This is a genomic window from Kitasatospora cinereorecta (assembly GCF_024172095.1).
GTDB classification, from domain to species: Bacteria; Actinomycetota; Actinomycetes; order Streptomycetales; family Streptomycetaceae; genus Kitasatospora; species Kitasatospora cinereorecta.
Map to the genome: position 1 here is coordinate 123,456 of NZ_JAMZDX010000009.1, position 26,356 is coordinate 149,811.

General features: G+C 73.0%; 30 protein-coding genes. 19 read left to right on the forward strand and 11 right to left on the reverse strand.

Translation table 11 applies throughout. The features are described 5' to 3' along the window. Window positions 1-298: 298 nt before the first annotated feature. The 3 genes from FHR36_RS37795 to FHR36_RS37805 all read right to left on the reverse strand — a co-directional run bounded on the left by FHR36_RS37795 (window position 299) and on the right by FHR36_RS37805 (window position 2,906). Window positions 299-1,447 (reverse strand): hypothetical protein, encoded by a 1,149-nt coding sequence (locus tag FHR36_RS37795; protein ID WP_253804720.1) that lies wholly within the window; start codon window positions 1,445-1,447, stop codon window positions 299-301. Window positions 1,448-1,573: 126 nt separating this feature from the next. Next, window positions 1,574-1,861: a hypothetical protein gene (locus tag FHR36_RS37800; protein ID WP_253804721.1), complete on the reverse strand. Its 288-nt coding sequence runs from the start codon at window positions 1,859-1,861 to the stop codon at window positions 1,574-1,576. Window positions 1,862-1,934: 73 nt separating this feature from the next. Then, the gene (locus FHR36_RS37805) at window positions 1,935-2,906 is read right to left on the reverse strand and encodes a hypothetical protein (RefSeq protein WP_253804723.1); all 972 of its coding nucleotides are present in this window, start codon (window positions 2,904-2,906) and stop codon (window positions 1,935-1,937) included. 267 nt (window positions 2,907-3,173) lie between these two features. On the opposite strand from FHR36_RS37805, the gene FHR36_RS37810 reads away from it, so the two are divergent. Then, the gene (locus tag FHR36_RS37810; protein WP_253804724.1) at window positions 3,174-4,484 is read left to right on the forward strand and encodes a phospholipase D-like domain-containing protein; all 1,311 of its coding nucleotides are present in this window, start codon (window positions 3,174-3,176) and stop codon (window positions 4,482-4,484) included. 38 nt (window positions 4,485-4,522) lie between these two features. Here FHR36_RS37810 and FHR36_RS37815 read toward each other — a convergent pair whose 3' ends face one another. Next, window positions 4,523-4,729, reverse strand: a complete 207-nt coding sequence (locus FHR36_RS37815; protein ID WP_253804726.1) for a hypothetical protein — start codon at window positions 4,727-4,729, stop codon at window positions 4,523-4,525. 101 nt (window positions 4,730-4,830) lie between these two features. Between FHR36_RS37815 and FHR36_RS37820 the strand changes: the two genes are divergently transcribed. From FHR36_RS37820 to FHR36_RS37830, 3 genes are read left to right on the forward strand one after another with little or no spacing between them, the layout of a single operon-like run. Further along, window positions 4,831-5,475, forward strand: a complete 645-nt coding sequence (locus FHR36_RS37820) for a TetR/AcrR family transcriptional regulator (protein WP_253804727.1) — start codon at window positions 4,831-4,833, stop codon at window positions 5,473-5,475. Window positions 5,476-5,505: 30 nt separating this feature from the next. Further along, entirely contained in the window at window positions 5,506-5,748 is a 243-nt protein-coding gene (locus tag FHR36_RS37825) for a plasmid mobilization protein (RefSeq protein ID WP_253804728.1), read from the forward strand. Further along, window positions 5,745-6,116, forward strand: coding sequence for a fic family toxin-antitoxin system, toxin component (locus FHR36_RS37830; RefSeq protein ID WP_253804730.1), 372 nt, complete (start codon window positions 5,745-5,747; stop codon window positions 6,114-6,116). The genes FHR36_RS37825 and FHR36_RS37830 overlap by 4 nt, the downstream gene beginning before the upstream one ends. Window positions 6,117-6,120: 4 nt before the next feature. Here the strand turns inward: FHR36_RS37830 and FHR36_RS37835 are convergent, their stop codons facing one another. Next, window positions 6,121-6,696 carry a class I SAM-dependent methyltransferase gene (locus FHR36_RS37835; protein WP_253804732.1) on the reverse strand — a complete coding sequence of 192 codons (576 nt, stop codon included), beginning with the start codon at window positions 6,694-6,696 and terminating at the stop codon, window positions 6,121-6,123. Between the two features lie 282 nt (window positions 6,697-6,978). Here FHR36_RS37835 and FHR36_RS37840 point away from each other — a divergent pair, with 282 nt between their 5' ends. From FHR36_RS37840 to FHR36_RS37865, 6 genes are all read left to right on the forward strand, one after another. After that, complete coding sequence (locus tag FHR36_RS37840; RefSeq protein WP_253804734.1) at window positions 6,979-8,979, forward strand: AAA family ATPase; 2,001 nt, start codon at window positions 6,979-6,981, stop codon at window positions 8,977-8,979. 114 nt (window positions 8,980-9,093) lie between these two features. Further along, the gene (locus tag FHR36_RS37845; RefSeq protein WP_253804735.1) at window positions 9,094-10,632 is read left to right on the forward strand and encodes an MFS transporter; all 1,539 of its coding nucleotides are present in this window, start codon (window positions 9,094-9,096) and stop codon (window positions 10,630-10,632) included. Window positions 10,633-10,658: 26 nt separating this feature from the next. Then, window positions 10,659-11,105 carry an SRPBCC family protein gene (locus tag FHR36_RS37850; protein WP_253804736.1) on the forward strand — a complete coding sequence of 149 codons (447 nt, stop codon included), beginning with the start codon at window positions 10,659-10,661 and terminating at the stop codon, window positions 11,103-11,105. A gap of 49 nt (window positions 11,106-11,154) precedes the next feature. Then, on the forward strand, window positions 11,155-12,525 hold the full coding sequence (locus FHR36_RS37855; protein WP_253804738.1) for a carotenoid oxygenase family protein: 1,371 nt from the start codon (window positions 11,155-11,157) through the stop codon (window positions 12,523-12,525). 283 nt (window positions 12,526-12,808) lie between these two features. Continuing rightward, the gene (locus tag FHR36_RS37860) at window positions 12,809-13,483 is read left to right on the forward strand and encodes a Type 1 glutamine amidotransferase-like domain-containing protein (protein ID WP_253804740.1); all 675 of its coding nucleotides are present in this window, start codon (window positions 12,809-12,811) and stop codon (window positions 13,481-13,483) included. A 57-nt stretch (window positions 13,484-13,540) separates the two neighbouring features. Further along, window positions 13,541-14,797: a HEAT repeat domain-containing protein gene (locus tag FHR36_RS37865; protein WP_253804742.1), complete on the forward strand. Its 1,257-nt coding sequence runs from the start codon at window positions 13,541-13,543 to the stop codon at window positions 14,795-14,797. A 208-nt stretch (window positions 14,798-15,005) separates the two neighbouring features. On the opposite strand, the gene FHR36_RS37870 is transcribed toward FHR36_RS37865, so the two are convergent. Then, window positions 15,006-15,908 carry a LysR family transcriptional regulator gene (locus tag FHR36_RS37870; protein WP_253804743.1) on the reverse strand — a complete coding sequence of 301 codons (903 nt, stop codon included), beginning with the start codon at window positions 15,906-15,908 and terminating at the stop codon, window positions 15,006-15,008. A gap of 126 nt (window positions 15,909-16,034) precedes the next feature. On the opposite strand from FHR36_RS37870, the gene FHR36_RS37875 reads away from it, so the two are divergent. Continuing rightward, on the forward strand, window positions 16,035-16,328 hold the full coding sequence (locus FHR36_RS37875) for a DUF1330 domain-containing protein (RefSeq protein WP_253804744.1): 294 nt from the start codon (window positions 16,035-16,037) through the stop codon (window positions 16,326-16,328). A gap of 83 nt (window positions 16,329-16,411) precedes the next feature. On the opposite strand, the gene FHR36_RS37880 is transcribed toward FHR36_RS37875, so the two are convergent. After that, on the reverse strand, window positions 16,412-17,335 hold the full coding sequence (locus FHR36_RS37880) for an alpha/beta hydrolase (protein ID WP_253804746.1): 924 nt from the start codon (window positions 17,333-17,335) through the stop codon (window positions 16,412-16,414). Between the two features lie 70 nt (window positions 17,336-17,405). Here FHR36_RS37880 and FHR36_RS37885 point away from each other — a divergent pair, with 70 nt between their 5' ends. After that, the gene (locus tag FHR36_RS37885; RefSeq protein ID WP_253804748.1) at window positions 17,406-17,882 is read left to right on the forward strand and encodes a MarR family winged helix-turn-helix transcriptional regulator; all 477 of its coding nucleotides are present in this window, start codon (window positions 17,406-17,408) and stop codon (window positions 17,880-17,882) included. A gap of 57 nt (window positions 17,883-17,939) precedes the next feature. On the opposite strand, the gene FHR36_RS37890 is transcribed toward FHR36_RS37885, so the two are convergent. Both FHR36_RS37890 and FHR36_RS37895 read right to left on the reverse strand, forming a co-directional pair. Then, window positions 17,940-18,194, reverse strand: coding sequence for a hypothetical protein (locus FHR36_RS37890; RefSeq protein WP_253804750.1), 255 nt, complete (start codon window positions 18,192-18,194; stop codon window positions 17,940-17,942). A gap of 74 nt (window positions 18,195-18,268) precedes the next feature. Beyond that, window positions 18,269-18,898, reverse strand: a complete 630-nt coding sequence (locus tag FHR36_RS37895) for a TetR/AcrR family transcriptional regulator (protein ID WP_253804751.1) — start codon at window positions 18,896-18,898, stop codon at window positions 18,269-18,271. Window positions 18,899-19,011: 113 nt separating this feature from the next. Between FHR36_RS37895 and FHR36_RS37900 the strand changes: the two genes are divergently transcribed. Together FHR36_RS37900 and FHR36_RS37905 are read left to right on the forward strand one after the other, a co-directional pair. Beyond that, the gene (locus FHR36_RS37900) at window positions 19,012-19,632 is read left to right on the forward strand and encodes a DsbA family oxidoreductase (protein ID WP_253804753.1); all 621 of its coding nucleotides are present in this window, start codon (window positions 19,012-19,014) and stop codon (window positions 19,630-19,632) included. 62 nt (window positions 19,633-19,694) lie between these two features. Further along, on the forward strand, window positions 19,695-20,630 hold the full coding sequence (locus FHR36_RS37905; protein WP_253804754.1) for an NADP-dependent oxidoreductase: 936 nt from the start codon (window positions 19,695-19,697) through the stop codon (window positions 20,628-20,630). Window positions 20,631-20,703: 73 nt separating this feature from the next. Here FHR36_RS37905 and FHR36_RS37910 read toward each other — a convergent pair whose 3' ends face one another. After that, window positions 20,704-21,489 (reverse strand): HAD family acid phosphatase, encoded by a 786-nt coding sequence (locus FHR36_RS37910; RefSeq protein WP_253804756.1) that lies wholly within the window; start codon window positions 21,487-21,489, stop codon window positions 20,704-20,706. A 491-nt stretch (window positions 21,490-21,980) separates the two neighbouring features. Between FHR36_RS37910 and FHR36_RS37915 the strand changes: the two genes are divergently transcribed. The 3 genes from FHR36_RS37915 to FHR36_RS37925 all read left to right on the forward strand — a co-directional run bounded on the left by FHR36_RS37915 (window position 21,981) and on the right by FHR36_RS37925 (window position 23,668). Next, window positions 21,981-22,625: a GAP family protein gene (locus FHR36_RS37915; RefSeq protein ID WP_253804757.1), complete on the forward strand. Its 645-nt coding sequence runs from the start codon at window positions 21,981-21,983 to the stop codon at window positions 22,623-22,625. A 66-nt stretch (window positions 22,626-22,691) separates the two neighbouring features. Continuing rightward, a complete protein-coding gene (locus FHR36_RS37920) occupies window positions 22,692-23,057 on the forward strand; it encodes a PadR family transcriptional regulator (protein ID WP_253804758.1) in 366 nt (121 codons plus the stop codon). Further along, window positions 23,054-23,668 carry a DUF1700 domain-containing protein gene (locus FHR36_RS37925; protein ID WP_253804759.1) on the forward strand — a complete coding sequence of 205 codons (615 nt, stop codon included), beginning with the start codon at window positions 23,054-23,056 and terminating at the stop codon, window positions 23,666-23,668. The genes FHR36_RS37920 and FHR36_RS37925 overlap by 4 nt, the downstream gene beginning before the upstream one ends. 65 nt (window positions 23,669-23,733) lie before the next feature. Here the strand turns inward: FHR36_RS37925 and FHR36_RS37930 are convergent, their stop codons facing one another. Then, the gene (locus FHR36_RS37930; RefSeq protein WP_253804760.1) at window positions 23,734-24,549 is read right to left on the reverse strand and encodes a hypothetical protein; all 816 of its coding nucleotides are present in this window, start codon (window positions 24,547-24,549) and stop codon (window positions 23,734-23,736) included. A gap of 218 nt (window positions 24,550-24,767) precedes the next feature. On the opposite strand from FHR36_RS37930, the gene FHR36_RS37935 reads away from it, so the two are divergent. Both FHR36_RS37935 and FHR36_RS37940 read left to right on the forward strand, forming a co-directional pair. After that, window positions 24,768-25,292 (forward strand): carboxymuconolactone decarboxylase family protein, encoded by a 525-nt coding sequence (locus FHR36_RS37935; protein ID WP_253804761.1) that lies wholly within the window; start codon window positions 24,768-24,770, stop codon window positions 25,290-25,292. A 140-nt stretch (window positions 25,293-25,432) separates the two neighbouring features. Further along, window positions 25,433-26,239: a VOC family protein gene (locus FHR36_RS37940; protein ID WP_380232599.1), complete on the forward strand. Its 807-nt coding sequence runs from the start codon at window positions 25,433-25,435 to the stop codon at window positions 26,237-26,239. Window positions 26,240-26,356 lie beyond the last annotated feature (117 nt).

Consider the following 26,356-nt stretch of genomic DNA (forward strand, 5'->3'; position numbering starts at 1 on the left):
CAAGACCCGCGCACCGAGCGGGGCCCGCCGTGCGATGCTCGCAGGGTGACGGCTAACCGAACGCGATCGACCGGCTCCTTCGCCTACCCGGCGCGCGGCCGCGCGCGATGGTCGGCGCCGGTACGGCTCTGGCGCCTGCGACTGCGCAGCCTCACCGCGAGAGCGCGACGCCGTCCCGCGCCGTCCGCGCTGCCGACGCCGCCCGGCAACAACGCGATGCCGCCCGGACCCGTCCCGCCGCAGTGACGACCGCGCCCCCGAACCCGGAGGGGGTCGGGGGCGCAGCGGGGCCGCCGGGTCAGTGCTGGGCGGCGTCCAGGTTCTTGGTCGGGCGCTCCTCGGGCGGCAGCGGCTTCAGCCCGGCCTTCGTCACCGCGACCGCGCGGGCCGCGTGGAACGCCTCGACCGGATCGCCCTGATCCGCCCACACCTGGGCCCCGCACCAGCGGCCGATCAGCCGGAACTGCTCCACCGCCGCCTCGTACATCGCGGCCTGGCCGAGGTAGTACGCCAGCAGGTGCCGCAGACCCGGCACCTTGTCGTTGTCGGCCGGCACCTCCGCCAGCGCGTCCGCCACCGCCCACAGCCGCTGCCGCGCCTCGGCGCCCACCGGGAGCGCGGAGCGCCGCTCCTGCAGCTCCGACAGGGCGTGCAGGTAGATGCCGGCGAGAGGACTGCCGACCGGGGCGCCGTCCATCGCGCGCTTGGCGAACTCCATCATCTGCTCATTGGAGCCGTACCACTTGGCGCACCAGTACTGCATGCCCTGCCAGTGGCCCTCGTAGTGGTGCGGGGCGCGGGAGACCAGCCCCTCCCACAGCGGCCGGAAGCGGTCCGGCTGGTACTGCGCGCCACGCGCCGCCGTCACCATGACCACCCACGGCCCCGGGTTCTCCGGCGCCAGCAGCGCCGCCCGCTGCGCCGCCTCCATCGCCGCCGGGAGCAGCGCCCGGAACTCCGCCATCTGCTCCGCCGGCACCTCGCTCGCGTACCCCGGCCCGCGGACCGCCCAGGCGCGGTGCACCATCAGGTCCGCCTCCAGGGCTGCCGCGTCGCAGTCGCCCGGGTCCGCCTCGCGCCACTTCGTCAGCCACGCGTCGTCCTCGCGGGCGATCGCCCGCAGCAGCTCGAAGCGCTCCCAGTGCTCGTCCCAGTCGGTGCCGGCCGCCTTGATGTGCGCGGCGGCCGCCCGCCAGTCGCCGCCCCACGCCTTGTTCGCCAACTCCTGCGACTCCTGGCGAGCCCGCTCGCTCTGCGGCGGGCCCGACCGGCGCGCATCCAGCGCCTCACGCGGCACCAGCCCGTACGCGGCGGCGTCGAACGACACCGGCGCCCGCCCGGCGGGGGCCGGTGCCGCAGGGGAGGAACTGCCGCCGGAGTTGCTGCGCATGCTGCGCACCGCGGCGAAGATCAGGAAGATGACGAGAGGGGCGAGGAGATGAGTCACGGGCGGAGATCATTCCGGCTCGAACGGCCGACGGCAACTGTGATTCCCGCCCGCCCCTCCGGAAGGCCCGCACCGCCGCTGACCTGCCGCTGACGTGCCGCGGGCCGGTCGGGCGGGCCGGCTTCGTCAGCTGTTCAGCACGGTGACGAGCAGGACGGCGACGGTCAGGTAGACCACGGCCGCGGTGAGCACGACGCCCGCCATGAGCGCGGCCTTCGCCGGGGTGCCCATCGGGGCCTTGGCGACCTTCGCGTTGACCACCATGCCCACCCCGCCGATGGCACCGCCAATCGCGCCGCCGACCAGCAGCAGGGCGAGCGGCAGCATGGTGAGGGCCACCTGCCACGGGCTCAGGCCGGTGAAGATGTTCTTCTTCGGCGGCTTCACCGGACGCATCAGGGACGGGTCGGACATCTCGGTTTCCTCACTGCTTCGAGTCCCGCAGGACGCGGGGCGGCGGCGATCATACCCACCCGCGGGCGGACGGTCAGAGCGAATACCCGCGCGGGCGGATCGCCGTGGTGAGACCCAGCACCGCGCGGACCGCCCTGGCCGCCTCCATGCTCGCGGTCTCGGCGTCGCGGGCCCGGGAGATCTGCCGCAGGATGTCGGCCCTCGGTCCGGTCATGGCGGAGGCGGCCTGCCAGGCGGCCGCGGCCGCACGGTGCCGCTCCAGGACAGTGGCGAACGGCTGCTCGGCGCCGGCCGGCGCGCCGGTGCGCTCCAGGCCGTCCACCGTCCGCTGTTCGACGGCGGCCATCTCCCCGGCCCACGCGGTGAGGTCGCTGTCGCGGGCCCAGTCGCGGGTGTCCAGGCCGTCGGAGGACAGCACGTTGTAGGCGCGGACGGTGTCCAGGTACTGGCGCTGGGCGGGGGTCAGCCGGGCCGGGTCGGCCCGGAGCGAGCCCGTGACCTCGGTGGCGGTGTTCTCGTAGAGGCAGGTGACGCCCGGGTGCTCCGCGTAGTCCTTCGACGCCGGGGGCACGAACGACGGGACGATGGCGGCCGCGGGGGCCCAGTAGTCCGGGTTGTAGTCGGCGAACGTCTCGCGGCAGGCATCGCTCGCGGCCCGGGGCAGCTCCGCGGTCAGCCGGATCCGGCCCGGGTCGATCGCCGTCTGGGCGACCACCTCGCCGTGGTGCGGCTCCGAGCAGGCGGACGCGATGACCTGGCGCCCGTCGCTGCTCGCCGGATCCTGGCGGGGATCGCCGGCCGGCAGGAAGCGGAAGCAGCTGCCGGGTGCCAACGAGCCCAGCGGCACCGGCCTGCTGCCCCCGAACGTTCGCGGAACGGCGGCGGCTGCGGCGGCAAGGGCCACGACACCGGCGATCCCGAGCCCGATGCGGAGCCGGCGGCGGACCGTCCGGGGCCGCCGGGCCTCCCGGACGGCGTCCGCGAAGGCGGTCGGCACGCCGGACGCCTCGAGCTGCTGCGGTGACTGTCCGGCCCCTGCCGACATGCGATTCCTCCGCTGGACATCCGCCACGACAGCGCGCGGACGGAACGATGATCGCGCGACCCTACCGCCCGGCGGGCCGGGTGCCGGCGGGCGGGGCCGGGCCGGCAGGGGTGACGGTCGGGGCGCCACGAGGAGGCCCGGTGGCCGCCCGGCCGGCTGAACAACCCGCGCCTGGACGAAGCGACGGGCGAACTCCGTGAGTTGGACGGGATGCCCGGCGGCTGACGGACCGTCGACCCGTCGGTGGGGGTGACTACACTGCGCGAAATGATCAAGATCAGACGTGCCTCGGCGCTGCTCGCCTCGGCCCTCGCCCTGACCGCGACCTCCGTCGTCACCGCCGCGACCCCGGCTGCGGCGACCCCGGCCGCCGCAGCCGCGGCCGCCGACCCGCAGCCGCCGCTCGCCACCGGCGCGATATTCAACGACCCGACCGATCCGGCCCACCAGAACGACATCTTCGCGCACCTCTCGCACCTCATCGACGGCACGCCGATCGGCGCGACCATCCGGACCTCGCAGTACGTGCTGGGCTCCGACTGGCTGGCCGACCGGCTCACCGCCGCGCACCTGCGCGGCGTCAACGTCGAAGTGCTGCTGGACGGTTCGAGCCCGAAGGCGTACGCGAACACCTACACCAGGCTGGCCGCCGGGCTCGGGCAGCACACCGCGACCTCCGGGAACAGCTGGGTCCACGTCTGCCCCGAGAACCAGGCCTGCCTGGCCCTCGACCCCAACCCCGCGGACACCTACTACAGCAACAACCACAACAAGTTCTGGCTGTTCTCCTCGACGACCGGCAGTGCGACCGGCACCGTCCCGGTCGACGACGTGGTCGTCCAGACCTCCGCCAACCAGACGGTGTGGGACCGGCAGACCGCCTGGAACGACGCGCTGACCGTGGTCGGCAACAAGGAGCTGTACGCCGCCTACACCGGCTACTTCGCCGACCTGGAGGCGGCCCGGGCCGACCGCACCCGGCAGGTCGCCGACTACCCGATGGCCTACCAGGCCGGCCCCGCCAAGGTGTACTTCTTCCCGCGCTCCGGATCGGACGTCGTCCTCGACATCCTCAACACCGTCGACGACCCGATCAACGGCCAGCCCGTCTGTCACGGCAACTCGGCCGGCTACGGCACCACCGACGGCCGTACCGTCATCCGGATCGCCATGCACCAGATCACCCGCATCGAGGTGGCCCGCAAGCTCTGGGAACTCGACAACGCCGGCTGCTACGTCGACATCGTCTACCGCACGCTCGACCACCCCGGGCACGGCACCGCCATCCGCGACCAGCTCGCCAAGCCCACCGCCTTCGGCGGCATCGCCCTGCACCAGCTGAACGACGACGTGGCCGGTCGCACCGCCACCCACTCCAAGTACCTCCTGGTGGAGGGTGGTTACCAGGGTGTCCCGAACCGGAAGATCGTCTGGACCGGCTCCCACCCGTACACCGTGATGGGTCTGACCAGCAACGACGAGACGCTGCTCACGTACGACGACCCCGCCGTCCACGACGCCTACCGGCAGAACTTCTGGGCGCAGCGCGCCGCCGCCGACCGCCAGACGGCGCCGTAGGCAGGTCGGCGGTCAAGGGGTGGCGCACGGTGCGGCCGTCAGTGCGGCCCCCGGTCGCGCGGGGCCCGCTCGGCGAGCCGGCGCAGACCCTCGCGGGCGAGCGGTTCGGCTCGGCGCCTGGCAGCGTCGAGCCGGCCGGCTCGCCTGAGGACGAGGGCGACGGCGAACAGGACGAGGGCCAGGAACACCAGGCCGGCGGCGATCACCGCGAAGCGGATCAGCAGGAACGTCAGGACGGTGGCCATCAGGGGTCCTCTCCGCACGGGAGGGTGCTTCCACCCGTGGCCGATTTTTGTATCACGGTCGGGATAAAAACAATGTAGCACGACCGTGATAAAAAGGAGCCGTGCCCAAACTCGTGGACCCCGCCGCCCGCCGCCTCGATGTCGCCGACGCCGTCTTCCGGATCGCCGTCCGCGACGGCCTCGCCCACGCGTCGCTGCGCAACGTCGCCGACGAGGCCGGTCTCAACATCGGCTCCGTGCGCCACTACTTCGCCGGCCACCAGGAGCTGATGCTGTTCGCGATGCGCGCCATGCTCGACCGGGTCGGCGAGCGGCTGACCGGTCGCGTCGAGGCGGCGGGGGACCTCGCCGCGGCCTCCCCGGAGCAGCGCCGCGCCGTGGTCACCGGGCTGCTGGAGGAGCTGCTGCCACTGGACGAGCGGCGCCGGGCCGAGGTCACCGTCTTCGTCGAGTTCACCGCCGCCGCCCGGACCGACCCGGCGCTGCACGCCCTCGCGCGTCAGACGGCCGAATCCACCCGGCGCCTCCTCACCCGCGTGGTCACCCGGCTCGCCGCGGCGGGCGACCTCGCCCCCGGGATCGACCCCGACGCCGAGGCCGTCCGGCTCTGGGCGCTGGTCGACGGGCTCGCCCTCAACGCGGTGCTGCACCCCGACCTGCTGCCGCCCGACGCCTGCCGCCGGGCCCTGCGCGCCCACCTGGCCGGGCTCCGGGCCCCGGATGCCGCAGCCGGCGAGGGCTGGTAGCGGCCGCTACGGGTGGCTACGCTGGTGCCCATGAAGCAGCTGAACGTACGGCTCGACGACGAGGCGCACAAGGCGCTCGAGGAGCGCGCCGAGGCCGCCGGCATGAGCCTGACGGACTACGCGCGCAAGGTCCTCGCCGAGGAGGCGGACGAGCGCCGCGAGCGGTTCCTGACCGCCGCCGCGCACTTCTCCCAGGGATGGGGCGAGGCGTTCGAGGCCGAGTTCGGCCCGTACCCGAGCGCCGGCCGGGCCAAGTCGGCGAGCGCCGCGTGATCCTGCGGATCGACCGGACCTGGCTGCTCGAGACCGCCCAGCACTTCCTCCCGCGCGACCCGGACATCACCGACTACGGCTCGCTGGCCGCGGCGGTGGCCCGGCACGTCGACGAGGTGATGGACGTCCCCGTGTACGGGGCGCTCCACCAGCGGGCAGCCGCGCTGATGCACCAGCTGGTACGGGTTCCGGCGCTGGAGTTCGCCAATGAGCTCTTCGCGGCCGTCGTCGCGGCGTCCTACCTGAGCGCCTCCGGCGTCATCGTCACCGCCGAGCCCAAGCAGGCCGTCGAACTGGCCCGCCGGATCCGCGACGGCCAGGCGGACGTCCGGGACTGCGCGGACGCCATCCGCGCCTGGTACCGCTGAGCGCCTACCGCTGACCCCGTACCGCTGACCCCGGTGCGCTCGCTTCGAGCGGACGGCTGCCCACCAGCACGGACTCGTTGTACGGGAAGAAGCGGCCGGCCCGGCGGACGAGCGGGAACGAGTACTGCCGGTGGACCGCCAGCCCCAGCCGGCCGGCGTGCTCCCGCAGACCCGCGAAGTCCACCGGGCGCACCTGGGTGGCGTCGGTGGCGAACCCGGCCTCCTGCGGGCAGATCAGCACCACCCGGCCGCCGGGCCGGACGTACGGCAGGAAGGTGTCCAGCAGGTCGTCCGCCACCCGGCCGGGCAGGTGCTCCAGCACGTGGGCGCAGAGCAGCGAGTCGAACGTGCCGGGGCCGAACGCGGATGCGGCGAGGAACTCCCGGTCGGTGAAGCAGTCGAGCCCGCGGGAGCGGCCGACCGCCACCGCAGCGGCGTCGCGGTCCACGCCCACGCTGCCCGGCGGCAGGTCCCGGAGGTTGCGGCCCACCCCGCAGCCCACGTCCAGCACCCGGCCGAGCCGCAGGCTCCGCAGGTGCCAGTGGTGCAGGGACCGGGTCGGGGAGGCTTCCGCGCGCATACTCGTATTTACCCCAACCGATCGCCGCACCCGCAACGTCGAGTAGGTCGAACGGGTCGCCGCCACGGCCCGGTTCGCTCTGCCGTTCGACACATTGGACACGTTCGACACGTCCAGTGCAGTCGACCGCCGCCGAGCGGGTGCTGACCGTCCGTGAGGAGCCGCGGACGATGTTCTACCCGCGTTGACAACCGTGGTTAGGATCTTGCCCGCGGGGGCGGACACGGGGTCGGGCCGCCGTGGCGCGGCCCGGTGCCGGCGCACGGGGAAGGGGGAGCCGCCATGGCGTCCGTGGGGGAACGACTGAGCAACGCACGCGTCCAGGCCTTCGTCGGCCGGGAGGAGGAACGCGAGCGCTTCGCGGAAGCGCTGGCCGGCGATGCCGAAGCCCCGTTCGCCTTCTACCTGTTCGGGACCGGTGGGATAGGCAAGTCCACGCTGCTGCGACGGCTCGCCGACCAGGCCCGGGCAGCCGGCCGGCCGATCGTCGACCTGGACGGCCGGTTCGTCAGCCGCGACCCGGCCGACTTCGAGCGCGAGGCCGGCCCGTTCCTCCAACTGCCCGGCACCGTCCTGTTCGTGGACTCCTTCGAGCACTGCCAGTGGCTGGAGAGCTGGCTGTGGCAGCGCTTCCTGCCGCGCGCCGCCGACGACACCCTGGTCGTCCTGGCCGGCCGCCTCGCGCCGCAGCCGCAGTGGACCGCCGACCCCGCCTGGTCCGAGATCCTCTACGTCCGCGAACTGGAGCCCTTCTCCGAGGAGCAGGCCCGCAGCCTGCTCACCACCACCCAGGTCCTGCCGGGACTGCGCGAACGGGTCCTGCGCTTCGCCGGCGGCAACCCGCTGGCCCTGTCCCTCGCCGCCGTCGCCGGGGCGGCCGAGTGGGGCCGGGAGGAGACCTGGGCACCCTCGGCCGACATCCTGCGCACCCTGCTCGCCGGCCTGATCGGTGAAGTGCCCACCGCCGCCCACCGCCGCGCCCTCGAAGTCGCCGCCCAGGCCTACTCGACGTCCGAGGAACTGCTCGCCGCCGTCCTGCCCGAACAGGACGCCCACCTGCTGTTCACCTGGCTGCGCGACCTGCCCTTCATGGAGGCCACCCACCGCGGCCTCCACCCCCACGACGCCGCCCGCGAGACCCTCGCCGCCGACCTGCGCTGGCGCGCCCCCAACGCGTTCGCGACGATGCGCCGGCGCCTTGCCGAGGAGTACCTGCGCGTCCTGCGCGAAGCCCCCGAGGACCAGGTCTTCACCGTCACCGACGAACTCTTCCACCTCTTCCGCGACAACGAGCTGGTGGGCCGCACCCGCACCTGGTCCCGCGAGGAGGAGGTCCACGACCGGCCCCTGCACCCGGACGACCTCGACACCCTGCTGCGGATGGCCGAGGAGACCGAGGGCCCGGCCTCCGCCGAGCTGGTCCGCTACTGGGCCGAGCGCCAGCCGAAGGCGTTCAGCGTCTACCGCCTGGTGACCACCGGCCGGATCGTCGCGTTCACCGCGCGCCTCGCCCTGCCCGCCCCCGCCGACCCCGAGGACCTCGCCACCGACCCCGTCGTCGCGGCCGCCTGGGAGTACACGGAGTCCGCCGGACCGGTCCGGCCCGGTGAGCACATCGGCGTCAGCCGCTTCACCGTCTACCCCGAGCGCTACCAGATCCCCTCCCGCGTCATCGACCTCAGCAGCTCCCGCGCCCAGGCCGAATCGGCCCGCGCCCGCGGCCGCGCGTACGGCTTCGCCGTCTGGCGGGACGCCGAGACCTGGGCCGCCCGGGTCAAGGGCAGCCTCGCCGACACCGGCGCCCGACCGCGCGTCGGCGACCACACCTACGGCGTCTTCGGCGTCGACTGGCGCCACGTGCCGGTCGAGGCCTGGCTGCGCCACTTCATCTCCGACACCCCCGTACCCGCCCCCTCCGGACCGTCCGGCTTCTCGCGCACCGCCTTCGACCAAGCCGTCCGCGAAGCCCTGGCGCACTGGCGCGACGCCGCCGCGTTCGCCGCCTGCGCCCTGCTCCGCGCCCGGCTCGCCGCCGATCTCGCCGACCCCGCCGAGGAGTTGCGCGCCCTGCTCCGGCAGGCCGTGGACACACTCGCCGCCGACCCGCGCGGCGTCCGTGCCCGCGACGCCCTGACCGCCGGCTACTTCTCCGGCGCGCCCACCCAGGAAGCCGCCGCCCGCCGCCTCGGCCTCCCGTACGGCACCTACCGGCGCCACCTGCGGCACGGCCTGGACCTGCTCTGCGAGGCGCTCTGGCAGCAGGAGTTGCACGGCCCGCGCTGACGGGACCCGCCGCCGGCCGGGCGGCGGAGGGTGGACAGGTGCGGACAGGAATGGACAGTGTCCGCTCCTGTCGCACCTGGAGAGTGGACAGCGCTCCGCAGCAGGCTGTGCGACATGAACCCCCCACGCACACCAGCGGGGCAGGCCCCTCCCGGCCCCGAACCGTACGCCGCGCCGCTTGCTCAGCCGTACGCCGAACCGCCGGCCGAGCCGTACGCCGGACCGGCGTCCGCCGCCCGACCCGCGGCCGCACTCACGGTGCTCGCCGCAGCCCAGTTCACCGTCATGCTCGCCACCTCCGTGGTGAACGTGGCACTGCCGCAGATCCGCGCCGGCGTCGGCCTGTCCGACACCGGCACCACCTGGGTGGTCAACGCCTACGGTCTGGCCTTCGGCGCGCTGCTGCTCGCCGGCGGCCGGGCGGCCGACCTGCTCGGCCGGCGCCGGGTGCTGTGCGCCGGACTCGCCCTGTTCGCCGCCGCCTCGCTCGCGGCCGGACTGGCCACCGCCCCCGGCGTCCTGATCACCGCCCGCGCCGTCCAGGGCCTCGCCGCCGCGGCCATCGCCCCCGCCGCCCTGGCCCTGGCGATCGCCCAGTTCCCGGACGGCCCCGGACGCGGCCGGGCCCTGGGCGTGTGGGGCGCGGTCTCCGGCGCCGGGGCGGCCGGCGGAGTCCTGCTCGGCGGCATCCTCACCCAGGCCTGGGGCTGGCCCTGGATCTTCCACCTGGTGGGCCTCGGCACCGCCCTGGTCCTGGCCGCCGCGATCGCCCTCGTCCCGGCCGCACCCCGCCCGAAGACCCTGACGGCCGGTCGCTTCGACCTGCTGGGCACCGCCACCGTCACCCTCGCCGTCACCTGCCTGGTCTGGGGCCTGACCACCGCACGCGCCGCCGGCTGGAGCGACGGCGGAGTGCTCGGCGCGCTCGGCGCGGCCGTCGTCCTGCTCGCCGCCTTCGTCGCGATCGAACGCAGCCGCCCGAACGCCCTGATACCGCCGCGGCTGCTCACCGCCGGCCGGGTCGGCGCAGGCAACCTGCTGATGGCCCTGCTCGGATCGGTGTGGATCGCCCTGTTCTTCTTCCTCCCGCTCTACCAGCAGCAGGTCCTCCACAGCGGCCCCCTCGCCACCGGCGTGGGCCAACTCCCGCTCGCCGCAGCCAACATGCTCGGCGCCGCGGTCGCCCCCCGGCTCGCCCGGCGGATCGGCGCCACCGCGACCGTCACCACGGCCCTGCTCCTGGAGGCCGCCGGCATGCTCTGGCTCTCGCGGATCGCCGCCGACGGAAGATACCTCACCGACATCCTCGGCCCGAGCATCCCGGTCGGCCTCGGCCTCGGCGCCGCCTTCGTCCAGCTCACCGCCCTCGCCGTGGACGGCGTACCGCCGCAGGACGCGGGCCTGGCCGGCGCCCTGGTGAACACCACCCGGCAGGTCGGCGGCGCGATCGGTCTCGCCGCCCTCGCCACCCTCGCCGGCTCCGTCACCGCCGGCGCCACCCACCAGCCCCACCTGGCGGCCCTCACCGCCGGCTACCGCACCGCCTTCGGGGTCTCGGCCGCCGTCCTGACCGCGACCGCCCTGCTGGCACTCCTCCTCGCCCGCTGCGGCCGCCGCCGCCCGGCCGCCCGGATACCGACCTCCCACCGCTGACCACCGACCGAACAGGAAACACCACCATGATCACCATCGACGAGACCGCCCCCGTCATCGTCCGCCTGAGCACCGAGATCGACGCCCCGCTCGCGACGGTGTGGCACGTCCACACCGACCTCGCGGCCTGGCCCGCCTGGAACACCGACATCCAGGCCATCACCGTGACCGGCCCGCTCGCCCCCGGCACCTCCTTCCGCTGGCGCACCCACGGCCTGGAGATCACCTCCACCGTCCGCGAACTGGTGCCCGGCGAGCGGATCGTCTGGGGCGGCCCCGCCGCCGGCATCGACGGAGTCCACGTCTGGACCTTCGAACAGACCGGCGACCGCGTCACCGTCCGCACCGAGGAGTCCTGGAGCGGCGCCCCGGTCGACGCCGCCGTCGACCACCTCGGCGAGGCCCTCCACTCCTCCCTCGAGAACTGGCTCGCCCACCTCAAGACCCGGGCCGAACAGCTCGCCCGCCCCTGACCCCGACCACTCCGTCCGTCCCACCACCGATCCACAGGAGCGCATCACCATGACCGCCGACCGCAAGCCCTACCTGACCGGCCACTACACCCCCGTCGCCGACGAGATCACCGCCACCGAGCTGACCGTCGAGGGCACCCTGCCGCCCGAGCTGACCGGCCGCCTGCTCCGCAACGGCCACAACCCGAAGCCCGGCGTCACCCCGACCCACTGGTTCAAGGGCAGCGGCATGGTCCACGGCATCCGGCTGCGCGAGGGCCGCGCCGAGTGGTACCGCAACCGCTGGGTGCACACCCCCGCCTTCGACGAGGGCGCCCCGTACATGACCGAGAAGGGCCCCGACCTGACCGCCAGCACCGCCGGCACCCACATCATCGAGCACGGCGGCCGCCTGCTCGCCCTGTGCGAGTCCAACTACCCGTTCGAGCTCACCCCCGAGCTGGAGACCATCGGCGCCCACGACTTCGGCGGCAAGCTGCGCACCGCGATGACCGCCCACCCCAAGGAGGACCCGGTCACCGGCGAGCTGCACTTCTTCGGCTCCTCGCCGTTCCCGCCCTTCCTGACGTACTACGTCTCCGACGCCAAGGGTGACATCGTCCACACCGCCGAGATCCCGGGGGCGACCGCCTCGCTCAAGCACGACTTCGCCATCACCCGCCGCCACGTCGTCTTCATCGAGGGCAACGTCACCTTCGACCCGCGCGAGCACTCCGGCATCCCGTACGCCTGGAGCGACCAGCAGCCCGCCCGCATCGGCGTCATGCCGCGCGGGGAGAACGGCACTCGGCAGATCCGCTGGTTCTCCATCGAGCCCGGCAACATGCTGCACGTCGCCAACGCCTACGAGGACGGCAGCGGCCGCATCGTCCTGGAGGGCCCCACCGTGGACCGCGAGGGCTTCCGGCTCTCCTGGAACTGGTGGATCGGCGCCCCCGACCGCGGCACCGAGCCCAACACCCGCTCCTACACCCGCCGCTGGGTCATCGACCTGACCGACGGCACCGTCGACGAGCAGATCGTCGACGACCTGGCGGTCGAGTTCCCGACCCTCAACGAGGCCTACCTCGGCGCCGAGAACCGCTACCACTACGCCATCTCCTTCCCCGACGACAAGGGCTTCGGCGGCTACGGCGTGGTCAAGTACGACCGCACCACCGGCGCCCGCCGCATCCACCAGGCCGGCGACGCCCGACTGCCCAGCGAGGCCGTGTTCGTCGCCGCCGACGGAGCCGGCCGCGAGGACGACGGCTACCTGCTCACCGTCGTCTCCGACCTCAAGCAGGACGCCTCGCAGCTCCTCGTCCTCGACGCCTCCGGCCTCGACACCATCGCCACCGTCCACCTGCCCCGCCGGGTCACCGCCGGAATCCACGGCTCCTGGATTCCCGACACCGAGCTGAACACCCACCAGGGCTGATCACAACCCCCCGCCCCGGACCGGCCCGGAGCCGCGACGATGCCCCACCCGGTATCGCCGCGGCTCGCCGCCGTACACCGTCCGACCCTGCCGCCTCCAGCCCGAAGGAGCAGTTCCGATGCAGCGTCCACCCGCCACCTTCGCCGCGCTGCTCGCCGCCGGGGGCCTGTGCACCATGCCCGTCACCCCGCCTCCGCCGCCGCCTCCGCCGCCGCCTCCGCCGCCGCCTCCGCCGTCAACGACCTCCTCACCGGCCGAACTGCCCTGCTACTAGCATGGCGTGATGAAGCTTCGCCTCACCGACTCCGGCGTCAGGAACGCGAGCATCCTGACTGCGCTGGTCGATCTCCTCGGCAAGCCGATCGCCGAGGCCCGTGCCCTCTGCATCCCCACCGCGGGCTACGGGGGGCCCTACGCGGATCCGGGCGGACCGTGGCGCTTCATCAGCGGACGGTCCCCCAGCCCCATGACCGAGCTGGGGTGGAAGTCGGTGGGCGTACTGGAGCTCACCGCACTGCCCACCATCGACAAGGAACTCTGGGTCTCCTGGGTCCGAGAGGCGGACGCCCTGCTGGTCAACGGCGGCGATGCGCTCTACCTGGGCCACTGGATGCGGGAGTCCGGGCTGGCCGACCTACTCCCGTCGCTGCGCGACACGGTCTACGTGGGGCTCAGCGCCGGGAGCATGGTCCTGACTCCCCGTATCGGGGAGGCGTTCGTCGGCTGGAAGCCGCCCACCGGCGGCGACAGCACGCTGGGGGTCGTCGACTTCTCCATCTTCCCGCACCTCGACAGCCCGGGCTGTCCGGAGAACACCATGCCCGAGGCGGAACGCTGGGCCGCCGAGATCGCGGGTCCGGCCTACGCCATGGACGCCGAGACCGCGATCAAGGTGGTCGACGGCAGCGTCGAGGTCGTCTCCGAGGGCCACTGGAAGCTGTTCGACCCGGCGTCCTGAACGCCGCCCGACCTCCCCTCGGTCGGTCGTGTCAGTGGGGCGTGAGAGGTTTCACCCGTGACGAGCACTACGACTGACACCGTTCTCGCCGGCCTCGACGACATCGACTGGGCCTCGCTGGAGCACGCCTACGGTGAGGCCGCCGACGTTCCTTCCCAGCTCTGCGCCCTGTGCGGCGAGGATCCGGAGGGACGCCGACAGGCCGTGCACACGTTGTACAGCAACATCTTCCACCAGGGCAGCCGCTACGGGGCCTCGGCCTTCGCCGTGCCGTTCCTGGCCCGCCTGGCCGCCGCCCCCGGCCTGCCCGACCGGGCCGAGGCCGTCGCGCTGATGGCGGCGCTGGCGATCGGCTACGACGAGTCGCACCTCCCGGACGGGCTCGCCGTCGAGCAGTGGCGCCGGCAGATTGCGGAGCTGCGGGCGCAGGACCCGGCCGAAGTGCTCGCCGCGTACGACGCCTGGGTTGCCGAGGCCACCGACGAGGGGGAGCGCCGGGTCCGCGACTTCCGGCGCCGGATGTACGACCACGACCAGCAGTTGGCGTCCGCGGAGGCGGAGCTGGCGGCGTACGACGCGGTGCGGCGGGAGGTCCCGGCACTGACCGCGCTGCTCGCCGACGCGGAGCCCGCCGTCCGGGCCGCCACCGCGTATCTGCTGGCCTGGTTCCCCGAGGAGGCCGCAACCACGCTGCCCGGCCTGCTGGACCTGGCCCGGCGTGAGACCAACCCGGCCGTCTCCGCCACCGCCCTGGTCGCCGTCGGCCTGCTCGGCGACGCGGCAACCGCAGCCGTCCTGCGGCCGTTCCTCGCCGTCGCCGACCGGTCGGTGCGGTGGGGCGCCGCCATCGCCCTCGCCCGCCTGGGCAGCGCCGGAGCCGAGTCCGCCGTCGACGCGGCGGTGCTCGCCGAACTGGCCGCCGCCGAGGCCGAGGAGCCCGAGCCGGGCGCGCCCGGGATCCCGTTCCACGAGGGCGACCTGCGCGGCTACGCCGCCGTCGCACTGGCCCAACTCGCCGACCGCTACCCGGCCGAGGCCCTGGACGCGGTCACCACCGGCCTCGCCTCGGCGGTCGGACCGGCCGCCTTCCCGGTGACCGCGGCCGCCCTCCGACTCGCCTTCGGTACCGAACCCCCCGCTGCGCTCCCGGCGTTCGCCGAGCTCGACCCGGGGCAGCAGCGGCTGGTCCGCGCCCTGGCCTCGCTCGGCGAGGACACCTGGCGCTGGGGCAACTTCATGGAGATCCTGCACGGCTGGCACCTCCCGCACAGCCGGCCGGAGCTGCGGACGTACGCCGGTCTCACGGCCGACTGAACGCCACGACCAGCGGGTTCGTCATGCAGCGACCGCGCCCCGGGACGGCGCATGGCCCGCCCCGGGGCCCGGTACTCTGATCCGCCGGCGTAGCAGGGTCGTGTCGGACATTCAGCAAGACCGCTGTCGTCATTACCGCGAAGTTCGCTGGGCGCAGGGGCTTGGGCCTCGCCACCGCAGGCGTCCGTCTCGCTCGACCTCTTGCGTGTCAGTCCGGCAGCCAGTGCAGCTCGTGCGCCAGGGTTTTGGCGACGGCACGGATGCGGCGGTGCAGTGGCGACTGCTCGCGGGGGAGGACCAGGTGGTACGTCAGGCCGGGCGCGCCCCGCAGCGGTCGCCAGGTGAGACCGGCCGGTTGTGCCGTGGCTGCGGCTTCTCCGGCCGGGGCGAGCGTGACCCCGTCGCGCAGGTCGCGCTGAGACATGTCGAAAGAGACTGCGGGCGTGTGGAATCGGGGGAGTGGTCGGGTGTCTCGGAACAGTGCGGACAGCTGATCGTGGATCACGGGGTTGGCCGCACGGTCCGGGAGCCGCAGCGGATACGCGGCCGCGTCGGCGATCTCGATCTCCGGGTGTTCGGCCAGCGGATGATGCTGCGCCAGCTGGACCCCGATGCGCGCACGCCGCAGCAGGAACCGGCGCACGCCACGGCCCGGTTGTTCACCGCGGGTGATCCCGGCGTCGATGCGGCCGTCGGCGACCGCGGGGGAGATCTCCGGTGTCGCCATCGGGACCGCGCCGACCTCGAGTCCGCTGTTGCCGCGAATCAGCCTGTCCACCAGCGCCGGTGCCGTCTCGGCCCCGGCGCTGAGGCTGTATCCGATGCGCAGCGTGCCCAGTTCACCTGCCGCCGCGCTCCGGGCGGTGTCCCATGCCCGGTCCAGCGCCGCCAGCGCGGGCGGCGCGGACTCCGCCAAAGCCGCACCGGCCGTGGTCAGAACGACGCTACGCGTGTCGCGGACCAGCAGGGCCGTACCGAGTTCCGCCTCCAATCGGCGCATTCGGGCGCTGAGTGCGGGCTGTGCGATACCGATCCGTGCGGCCGCGCGGGTGAAGTTCAACTCCTGCGCCAGCACCAGGAAGTAGCGCAGGCTCACCGTATCCGGCGCCACGTGCCCTCCCTGCCGATTGATAACGATCCGTTCTGAGTCTATCCCGTACCGGTCTTTCCCTCGGCCGCACATCGAGCCCTAACCTGCGGATATGGCGATTCAACGTGCCGAACACAGGAGGTTTCCATGGCCAAGGGCTACTGGGTCAGTGTCTACCCCGCCATTTCCGACCCTGAGGAGTTGACTGCTTACGGCAAGCTGGCCGGTCCGGCTGTCCGGGCCGGTGGCGGGCGCACCCTGTCCCGTGGCGGTCGAGTCGTCGCCCACGAGGCCGGAATCACGCAACGCGTCGTTCTGGTCGAGTTCGACAGCTTTGAACAGGCCGTCGCGGCATACGAGAGCGAGGCATATCAGGAGGCACTGGTGGCCCTCCCCGACGGCGTCGAGCGCGACTTCCGCATCGTCGAAGGCATCGACTGACCGGCGGGCCCAGCCATCGCTGAGCATCCGTCACCTGAAACGCACACGGTGCTGAACGACGACTCACGAGCGGGCTCCGAGCTCTACCGGGCTGACGTGGCCGCGGAGTCGGGACTGTGGACGTGCTGCGTGAGGAAGAGGGCTGCGCGGTCCAGTGCCTGGTCGGCCTCGTCGAGCACGCCGGCGAAGGACTGGAACACGTGGGGTACGTCGGCGGTGATGTCGAGGATCACGTCCACTCCGCCTGCGCGGGCGCGGGCGGCCATGCGGGTGGAGTCGTCCAGGAGTACTTCGTCAGTACCCGCCTGGAGGAGCATCGGCGGGAAGCCTGTCGGGTCGGCGAGGACGGCGGGGCTGAGCATGGGCTGGTGCGGGTCGGCTCCCGCCAGGTACATGGCCCCGGTGCGTCCCAGGCTCTCGCGGGTGAAGAACGGGTCGATGCCTGCTTTGGTGTCCATGCTCTCGCCCGTCCGGGTGGCGTCGAGGCCGGGGGAGAAGGCCACGATCGCGGCGGGCATCGGGAGACCGGCGTCGCGGGCGGCGAGGCAGGTGGTGACGGTGAGGCCGCCGCCGGCGGAGTCCCCGGCGAACGCGATGGTCGAAGGGTCTTCGCCGCTGTCGAGGAGGGCGCGGTAGGCGCTCAGCGCGTCCTCGATGGCGGCCGGGAACGGGTGCTCCGGGGCGAGCCGGTAGTCCAGCGAGTACGCCGTGAGCCCGGTCCTGGCCACGAGGTTCCCCGTCAGCGACAGCGCGGTCTCGGGGGAGCCGAACACCCAGCCGCCGCCGTGGAAGTACAGGATCGTCCCGGTGCGCGTCCCGGTGCCCGGCTCGACGTGCAGCGCCGGTCGGTCGCCGAGCGTCGTCCTGGTGATGCGGAGGCCGTCCGGGACGACCATCCGGGCCATCATCGCCTTGAATCCGGCTCGGATCGCCTCGACCGACCGGGGGCCGTCGGGCCGGGGCTGCCGCAGCATCGCGCTGACCTGCGTGCGCTGTTCCTTGCTCATGATGCGTGGTCCCGTCGTAGGTAACTTCTTCGGCACTATATGCCATGGCATCTAACGTAGACTATATGCCATGGCATCTAAAGTGAGCGTTGAGACGGTCGACCTCCCGAGCTTCTTCGCCGACCTCGTCCGATGCGAGACGCGTCTGTACAACGCCCTCAACGACCGCCTTCGCGAGCGGCACGGGATCGTCACGTCGCAATTCGAGTTCCTGCGCCACCTCCGCGACCACCCCGGGGCCCGGGTGGCGGATCTGGCAGCCGAGTTCGCCGTCGGCATCGGGGCCACCAGCAAAGGCGTCGACCGCCTGGAGCGGCAGGGATGGGTCGCCCGCATGCCGAACCCGTCGGACCGCCGGTCGTCACTGCTGGAACTGACCCACGACGGCCTGCAGTTGGTCGACGCGGCAGAAGGGACCTTCACCGAGCGGTTGGCCGAGCTGATCCCAGATGCACTCAAGGCGTCCCCCCTGACAGCCGCCGCGCAGGCTCTCTCGGAGCTGCGTGCCGTCCTGGAACGCGACCAGATCGGCATGCCCACGGGGTGACGCGTCGTGTGCCATGTCGGTTGGGACAAGCGGCCTGGTCGCCGGCTCGCGGGGCGGCTATGGCCGGAGGCGAGTGAACACCCCCTGCTCGGTCTCGGCCAGGATCCCGCGCACGACCAGCCGCTTGAGCGCCTTGCACGCCGCCCTCGCCCGCAGCGGTGCGTCGGCTGCGGCGAACACCGCCATGATCTGCTGGTAGGCCGGATGATCCGGCAGCTTCGCGGTCGGCGGCGCGGGCGGCTGCGGATCGAGCAGCTCCAGTAGCGTCCTGCGGGTGATCCGGATCTCCACCTGAGCCTCGCGGTCCTTCACGGTGGCCTTGAACCCCCGGCCCGCCAGAGCCTTCTTCGCGGCGCCCGGCTCCGTGGCGGCGACCGCGTCGGCCGTTACGGCGTGGCGTAGGCCGGTGCGGGGGTCGGGGCGGTGGGGGCCGTCGTGGGGGCGAGCAGGGTGAAGAGGGAGTCCAGGCAGGCGGCGGCGCGGGCCGGGTCGGGGTCGGCCTTGCGCATGATCTGCAGGCCCTGGACGGTGGTGACGAGCAGGTGGGCGGCGTCCCGCGGGCCGATGGCGGGGGAGAGTTCGCCGGACCGGGCGGCGCGCTCGAGCTGGGTGGTGAACGCGTCCTCGGCGAACTGCAGGCTGCGGCGGGCGAGTTCGGCGACCTCGGCGTCGTTGGGCAGGAGTTCGGCGATGCTGTTGACGCTGAAGCAGCCCGCGCCGGTGCAGGCGGCGTCGGCCGCGAGGAGCCGGTCGATGACGTCGCGCAGGTGGGGGAGGACCGGGCCGGTGTCGCCGAGGGCGGAGTCGAGCAGCGTCGTCTGGTGGCCGAGGTAGCGGCCGAGTGCGAGGACGAACAGGCGGTGCTTGTCGCCGTACGCCGCGTAGATCGAGCCGCGGCCCAGTCCGAGCTCCTCCACCAGGTCGTTCATGGTGGTGGCCTCGTAGCCCTTGCGCCAGAACAGGAGCATGGCGCGGTCCAGGGTCGCTTCTTCGTCGAACGTGCGCGGTCTTCCCATGGGGTCCACGGTACCGAAGCGGGACGGGGGCGGACGACATATTTGACCGCACGTTCCACAACGGTTATGTTTTGGAACGTGCAGTCCAGAACGGTGAAAGGGCAGGAGAAGTCGTGAAGGTCGAGATCTACTCCGATGTCGTGTGCCCGTGGTGCTACATCGGCAAGCGGCGGTTCGAGAAGGCCCTGGCGGCCTTCCCCGGTGCGGCCGACGTCGAGGTCGTCTACCGGCCGTTCCAGCTCAACCCGGCCGCCTCCGAGGCCGGCGAGCCGTCCGCGAAGGTGTACGAGCGGAAGTTCGGCCGCCCGGCCGACACCATCTTCGGCCCGCTCACCGAGGCGGCCGCCGCCGAGGGCATCACCTTCCGGATGGACGACGCCATCGCGACCAACACCTTCGCCGCGCACCGGCTGCTCTGGTTCGCCCACCGCCACGGACGCCAGAGCGAGGTGAAGGAGGGGCTGCTCGCCCACTACTTCACCCACGGCGGCCACCTCGCCGACCACCCGGCCCTGGCCGAGGTGGCGGCCGCGGCCGGGCTGGACCGCGACGAGACCCTCGCCTTCCTCGCCTCCGCCGAGGGCGTGGACGAGGTCCGCGCCGAACTCGCCGAGGCGGCGGCCCTGGGCATCTCGTCCGTCCCGACCTTCGTCTTCGACGGCAAGGTGGCCCTCCAGGGTGCGCAGAGCCCCGAGGTGCTGCTCCGGGCACTGGAGTCCCTCGCCGGAGCCTGAGGCCCCGCCGCTCACCCCGTGCACACCCCCCAACGAACCCCCACGAACGCAAGGAGCTTCCCGTGAAGGCAGCAGTCATCACCACGTACGGCCAGGTCGGCGACGTCGTCACCGTCACCGAGGTCCCCACCCCGGCCGTCGGCCCCCGCGACGTCCTCATCGAGGCCCGCGCGGCCGGCGTCAACCCGATCGATCACCTGATCGTGAAGGGCTTCCTGAGCGCCGGGGAGCCGACCGGGCCGCTGGTGCTCGGCAGCGAGGTCGCGGGCGTGGTCGCCGCGGTCGGCGCCGAGGTCACGGGCTTCGCCGTCGGCGACGAGGTCTTCACCCGGGTCGACCCCCGCGTGGGCGGGGCGTTCGCCCAGTACGTCGCGGTGGACCACGCACTGGTCACTGCCAAGCCGCAGCAGCTCTCCTTCGAGGAGGCCGCCTCGCTGCCGCTGGTCGCCCTCACCGCGTGGCAGGCCCTGACCGAGCAGGCCAAGGTCGGCGCCGGGTCGCGGGTCCTGATCCACGGCGGCGCGGGCGGGGTCGGCAGCGTCGCCGTCCAGATCGCCAAGCACCTCGGCGCCCACGTGGTGGCGACGGCGAGCGGCGACAGCGTGGACCTGGTGCGCGAGCTGGGGGCGGACGAGGTGATCGACTACCGGGTGGAGAAGTTCGATGAGGTGCTGTCCGACCTCGACGTGGTCTTCGACACCGTCGGCGGCGAGACCCAGGACCGGTCCTTCGCGGTGCTGAAGCCCGGCGGCACCCTCGTGTCGATCGTGCCGATCGCGGACGTCGAGGCCAAGAAGGCGGCCTGGAACGTCCGGGCCGGCGCGTTCTTCATGCGCCCCGACGGTGCCCAGCTCGCCCGGATCGCCCAGCTGGTCACCACCGGCGAGCTCCGTCCGATCGTCCAGCACGTCTTCCCGCTGGACGCGGCCGTCGACGCCCTGCTCCAGGTCGAGCGCGGTGGAGCCCGCGGCAAGACGGTCATCGCCGTCGCGTCCTGACCCCTGACTCCTGACCCTGAACGCCGGACGGCGCGATCGGAGGTTCCGGTCGCGCCGTCGTCGTCCCCGAAGATCAGGGGATGTAGTACATCGGGTTCGGGATCTTGTACGTCCTGCTGGCGTGGCCGCCGGACAGGTCGCTGTTCTGGTCGCCGAAGTTGGCCACGATCTGGTACCCGAGGCTCTCGATGTGCGCGCGGGTGCCGGACTTGTACTCGACGGTGGTGCAGGTCGAACCGCAGGGCAGGTACGCCGGCGGGTTCTCCTTGTTCTTCAGGTACAGGTGCGTGGCGTCCGCGGTCGGGTAGCCCACGGCGGCCAGGTTGGCCGCGGTGTAGGAGCGCTGCGACTCCGGCCGGCCGGTGACGAAGAAGACGGTGTAGCCCTCGGACTCGGCCCACTGCGCCAGCGTGTTCATGCCGAAGACGGCCGGCATGGTCTTGGTGGCGATGTACTGGGCGTTGCTGGTGGGGTTGTAGACGAAGGTCGTCTCCAGCTCGTAGTTGTACGTCGACAGCGAGGTGTCGTCGACGTCCAGCACGATCGCCTTCTTCGCACCCTTGTCGTGACGGGCGCGCGACTGCAGGTACTGGATGGCGTCCTTCTCTATGCCCGCGACCTGCTTCGCGTAGTTGCTGCTCGCGGACGGCCAGTGCTCGCCCTTGGCGTCGACGGTGTCGCCGTAGTACGCCTTGATGTCGTTGACCTCGTCGGTCATGTTGGTGATCTGACGGTCGGTCCGCGGAGCCTTGGTGTCGGCGACCGCGAAACCGCCGCCCGCGACCGCACCGCCGACGACCACGCCGACGGCGAGGGTGACGAGGGTCTTCGAGCGGTTTCCGAGGGTCTTGTCGACCATGTGGTGTGCCCTTTCTGCCGCCGGGCGCGGGAACGCGAGTCGTCCCCCCGCAGCCTCGGCGCGCACGTGCGGGGATGAACGTACGGGCGGGTAACCGGGCAGGTCAAGCAAACTCTACGCGCAATGTCTACGCGCGATGCGGACGGGCCGACGGGCCGTCACCGCCGGGCGCCGCGCGCGGAGGTGTTCGGGCAGGTCGGCGGCGGACCGCGGGCGCGGAGCGGGGGAATGCCGGGGTGATGCGGGCCGTCGGAATGGTGAACGGCTGATGGCCTGTCGGTGGCGCGGTGCGCCCGGTTCGGGCCTTCGGGTGAACCTCCGCCGGGCCCGCGGTCGTAGTCGTCCGGCCCCCGGCGCGCCCCGCTTGACCCGCCGGGTCCGGGACCGCAGAGTCGGGATGCGGCGAGGTGCCCCGCTCGGGCGGGGGCGCCCGTCCGCGACGCCCGTCCGGGCAGGCCGGGCGGCCTGGACCCCCGGGAGCAGCCGAGCCGATGGTCGTCGACCTGGTCGTGATCGGTACGGCCATCACCCTCGGACCGCTGCACAACAGCGCCTTCATCCTGCTGCTCGCCTCCCGCCGCGGCGTCCGCAAGGGCCTGGCGTTCCTGCTGTCGTGGCTGGCCAACCTGGCCGTGGTGGTCGCCTGCGTGGTGCTGCTGACCGGCGGGAAGCCGCCCGCGCCCCACAGCCCGCCGTCGACCGCGGCCGACGCTGCCAAGCTGGCGTTCGGCGTCGGCCTGGCGGCGTACGGCGTCTACCGGTACCGGCGGCCGCCCCGCCCGCACCGTCCGCCGAGCTGGACCGGCCGTGTCGACAACGCCTCGATCGTCACCTCCGCCTCCCTCGCCTGGGTGCTGCAGCCGTGGGGCCTGGTCGGCGCCGGCGCCGCCACGGTCGTCGATGCCGACCTGTCCTCGCTCACCGACTGGTTCGCGCTGGCCGGCTACTGCGTGCTCGCCACCCTCAGCCTGCTGGTCATGGAGGTGTACTCGGTGCGGGCGCCGGCAGCGGCCCAGGCCCGGCTGGACGCCCTGCGGTCCTCGCTGGAGCGCAACCAGGATCGGCTGATCATCATCCTGTCGCTGACCGTCGGGCTCTGGCTGATGGGCAGGAGCATCGCCGATCTGGTCGCCTGACGGTCCGTCCGGGCCCTGCGCAGGGGCCTTGTTGTGCATGCTATCTTGCTGTGCATGGTACCTGGCATGACCAACCCCGGCGGCGGCGACGCGGCGGACAGCGCCGTCGCCACCCAGCTGCGCAAGGGCGTCCTGGAGTACTGCGTCCTTGCACTGCTGCGCGACGGTCCCCGCTACGGCGTCGAGTTGCTGCAGGAACTCGGCCGGTTCCCGACGCTGGCCACCAGTCAGGGGACGATCTACCCGCTGCTGTCCCGGCTGCGCCGGGCCGGCCTCGCCGACACCTTCCTGCGCGACTCGGCCAGCGGCCCGTCGCGCCGCTACTACACCCTCACCGATGCCGGTCGCGCCGCACTGCAGGAGTTCGCCGTGCTCTGGCCGGCCTTCCGCGAAACCGTCGACCACGTCCTCGACCCGGGAGAGAACCCGTGAACACGCCCCTTGAGCACCCGCTGGTCGGCGCCTACCTCGACGAGGTCCGCCGGCTCACCGCCGACCAGACCGACGAACGCCGCCGCGAACTCCTCGCCGACCTCGGCGAGCACATCGAGGCCACCCTCGCCGATCGCGGCACCGCCGACGCCGCCGACGACATCGACGCCGCCGCGATCCGCACCGTCCTGGAACAGCTCGGCCGCCCGCAGGACATCGCCGCCGCCCTCGCCGAGGAGGGCCGCCCGCAGCCCGAACCGCAGAGCCCCGGCCGCACCGCCGTCACCGTCGCCCTCGTGGCGCTCGCCCTGCCGCTGTTCGTGGTCCCCGCCGTCGGGCCGCTGCTGGGACTGGCGGCCGCGGTCGTCGCCCTGCGCCGCATCTGGACCGCCCCGCAGTGGACCCGCGGAGAGAAGAAGCAGGCGACCTGGCTCCTGCTGGCACCGCTGGTGGTGGTCCCCGCCGCCGCGTTCGCCCTGTCGCCCGCCGGTCTGAGCCCGGTCCTCGTCCTCGCCGTCGCGGCGGCCGGCCTCGCCCTCCCGCTCCTCGCGGCCGCCCTGCTGGCCCGCTCCGCCGGCCGCCTGCGCGCCGCCGCCGCGCGCCCGGCCTGACGGCGTTGCGGCGGCCCACCGGCCCGGGCCCGCCGATCGGCAGGCCCGGGCCGGTGGGCCGTCGATCACGACTCGACCTGCGCCTCGGGGGCGTAGTCGTCGGATGCGTAGTCGCCGGGTGCGTACTCGTCGAGTGCGAGTCGGGAGGCCGGAACTCCGCCGGGTCGGGGCGTCGCCGTCGGCTCGGGCGGCGTCGGCATCGGCATCGGCGACGACCATGAGGCCGGGGCCGGGCCGAATGCGCGACGTGCGGCCCGCACGCTCAGCGTGGCGACGGCAGCGTTGGCGCCACCACCGATCACGGCGCCGATGCCGAACGGTGCCACCCGGCCGAGAACGATGATGCCCTGCTTGGTCCCGTACTTCGTGACGAAGTTCCTCCCGAGGATCTTGTTGATCTGACGCAAGGTCTCGAGCGGCACCTTGGCGACGACCTGACGTCCCCAATGCTGGCCCGTACGCTCGGCGATCTTGGTGATGGTGCCGGAGCCGCTGCCGCCGAGCATCACCCCCATCACGATCGTCCGGCGCCGCTCGAGCTCGTCGATCGGGACCCCGTGGACCTCGGCGATCGAGAGCGCGAAGAGCGCGCTCAGCTCGAGCGACGAGAGGGCCTCGCCGGCCGACAGGGCCAACGCCACTCCCGTACCGACGCCCGGCGCGGCGGCGGCCCCGCCGACGGCGGCACCCGTCCCGGTCAGGGCGCTGACGTACATCCGCTCCAGATTGCGGACCACCTCGGCCGGTGTGGCCTCCGGGTTCCGCTGGCGGGCCCGGGCGATGTTATTGCGCACCAGCGGGCTCTGCAGCTCGATCGCCTTGTCGAGGAGGTCGAGGACCCGCTGCCCCGGACCGGGTCCGTCGACGGCACCTTCTGCCATGCGTTGTACTCCTTGGGTCGTCACGTTCCGGCCGAGTCTCCCACTCGAACGGTCGAGCTGACCTTGCTTTGACCGGATCCGGCGGCCGAGCGCAAGAAGGCGGGCAGCAAAGGCGGTTGGCCGGCGACACCTCGGCTGTCACATCCGCACGGCGCGATCCGTCGGGGCAGTGAAGGCGACGGCAGCGAGCCGTCCGGAGAGCACGAGGAGTCGATCCCATGAACGCTTCCACCACCCCGAGCGCCCCCACCGCCCCTACCGCGCAGCAGGTGCGGTCGCGGATGTCCGACCCGGTCGCGCTCGTTCCCGAGCTGGAGGAGCTGTCCGGCTGGCTGTACCGCGCCACCGGGAACCGCTCCGTGCCGCGCACCACGATTGGCCTGATCCAGCTGCGCGCCGGCCAGATCGTCGGCTCGACCTACCTGACCGCGCTGCAGACGGGCCTGCTGCGCAAGGCCGGGGAGTCGGAGGAGCGGATCGGCGCCGTGGCGACCTGGGCCGGCGCCCCGTACTTCACCGAGGCGGAGCGGGTCGCGCTCGCCCTGGTCGAGGCCGTGCTCACCGTGCCGCCCGCGGGGACCGAGCGCGTCACCGACGAGCTCTACGCCCGCGCCGCCGAGCACTACGACCCGAAGGCCCTGGCCACGCTGACGATCGCGATCGGGCAGGTGAACTTCTTCGTCCCGCTCGCCCTGATCGGCAAGCCGGTGCCGGGGGTGAAGCCCGCCGAGCAGTGGACCTGACCCGGGCGGTGGCGGGCGGAGCAGAGGTCCCGTGCGGTGGGCCGGGTGGGGGGCGTTCACCCGTTCGGGCCGCTTGGGGCCTGGTCAGCCGGGTACGGGTGGTCCGTCCGTCCCCCCCGCGGTACCCACCGGAGGCTCCCGTGCCCGACAAGAACGGCCCCTACAAGCCCGGCACCCCCTGCTGGCTCGACCTGATGGTGCCCGACCAGCAGGCCGCGATTGACTTCTACTGCGACCTCTTCGGCTGGCAGGGCGAGGTCGGCCCGCCGGAGACCGGCGGGTACGCGGTGTGCACGCTCAAGGGCAAGCCCGTCGCCGGGATCATGAAGGCGATGAACCCGGACGGCACCATTCCCGACCCGATGCCGCCCACCGTCTGGACGACGTACCTGGCCACCGACGCCATCGACGCCGCGATGAAGGCGGTCGGCGACGCCGGCGGGTCGGTGCTGGCCGGCCCGATGGACGTGATGGACCTCGGCCGGATGGCCGTGATCACCGACTCGACCGGCGCGGCCGTCGGCCTGTGGCAGGCCGGGACCTTCGACGGCGCCGGCATCGTCAACGAGCACGGCGCGCTGATCTGGAACGAGCTCAACACCGGCGACACCGCCGCGGCGGCCACGTTCTACAGCGCCGTCCTGCCGCTGGAGACCGCGGCCGCGCAGCTCCCCGGTGCCGAGGGGTACATCGAGTTCCGGGTCGGCGGCCGGGCCGTCGCCGGGATGATGGACCTGGCCGCGCTCCCGCCGGGGGTGCCCCCGCACTGGCTGCCGTACTTCGGCGTGGACGACGTCGACAGCATCCAGGACGCCGCCGTTCGCGCGGGCGGCTCGCTCCTGGTCCCGGCGTTCGACATGGCCGCAGGCCGGATGGCCGTCCTCGCGGACCCGCAGGGCGGCGGCTTCGCGGTGATCGCCGCCACCACCCCGGAGCAGCCCGAATAGGCCGGCCGGCCGCTGCGGAGGCAGCCGACCGGCAACCGCGGGGGGCGATGTTGCCGGTCGGCTGCCTGTTGCGCGCATGCCCGCTGCCGGGAGCATGCGGATGATCGGAACAACGGG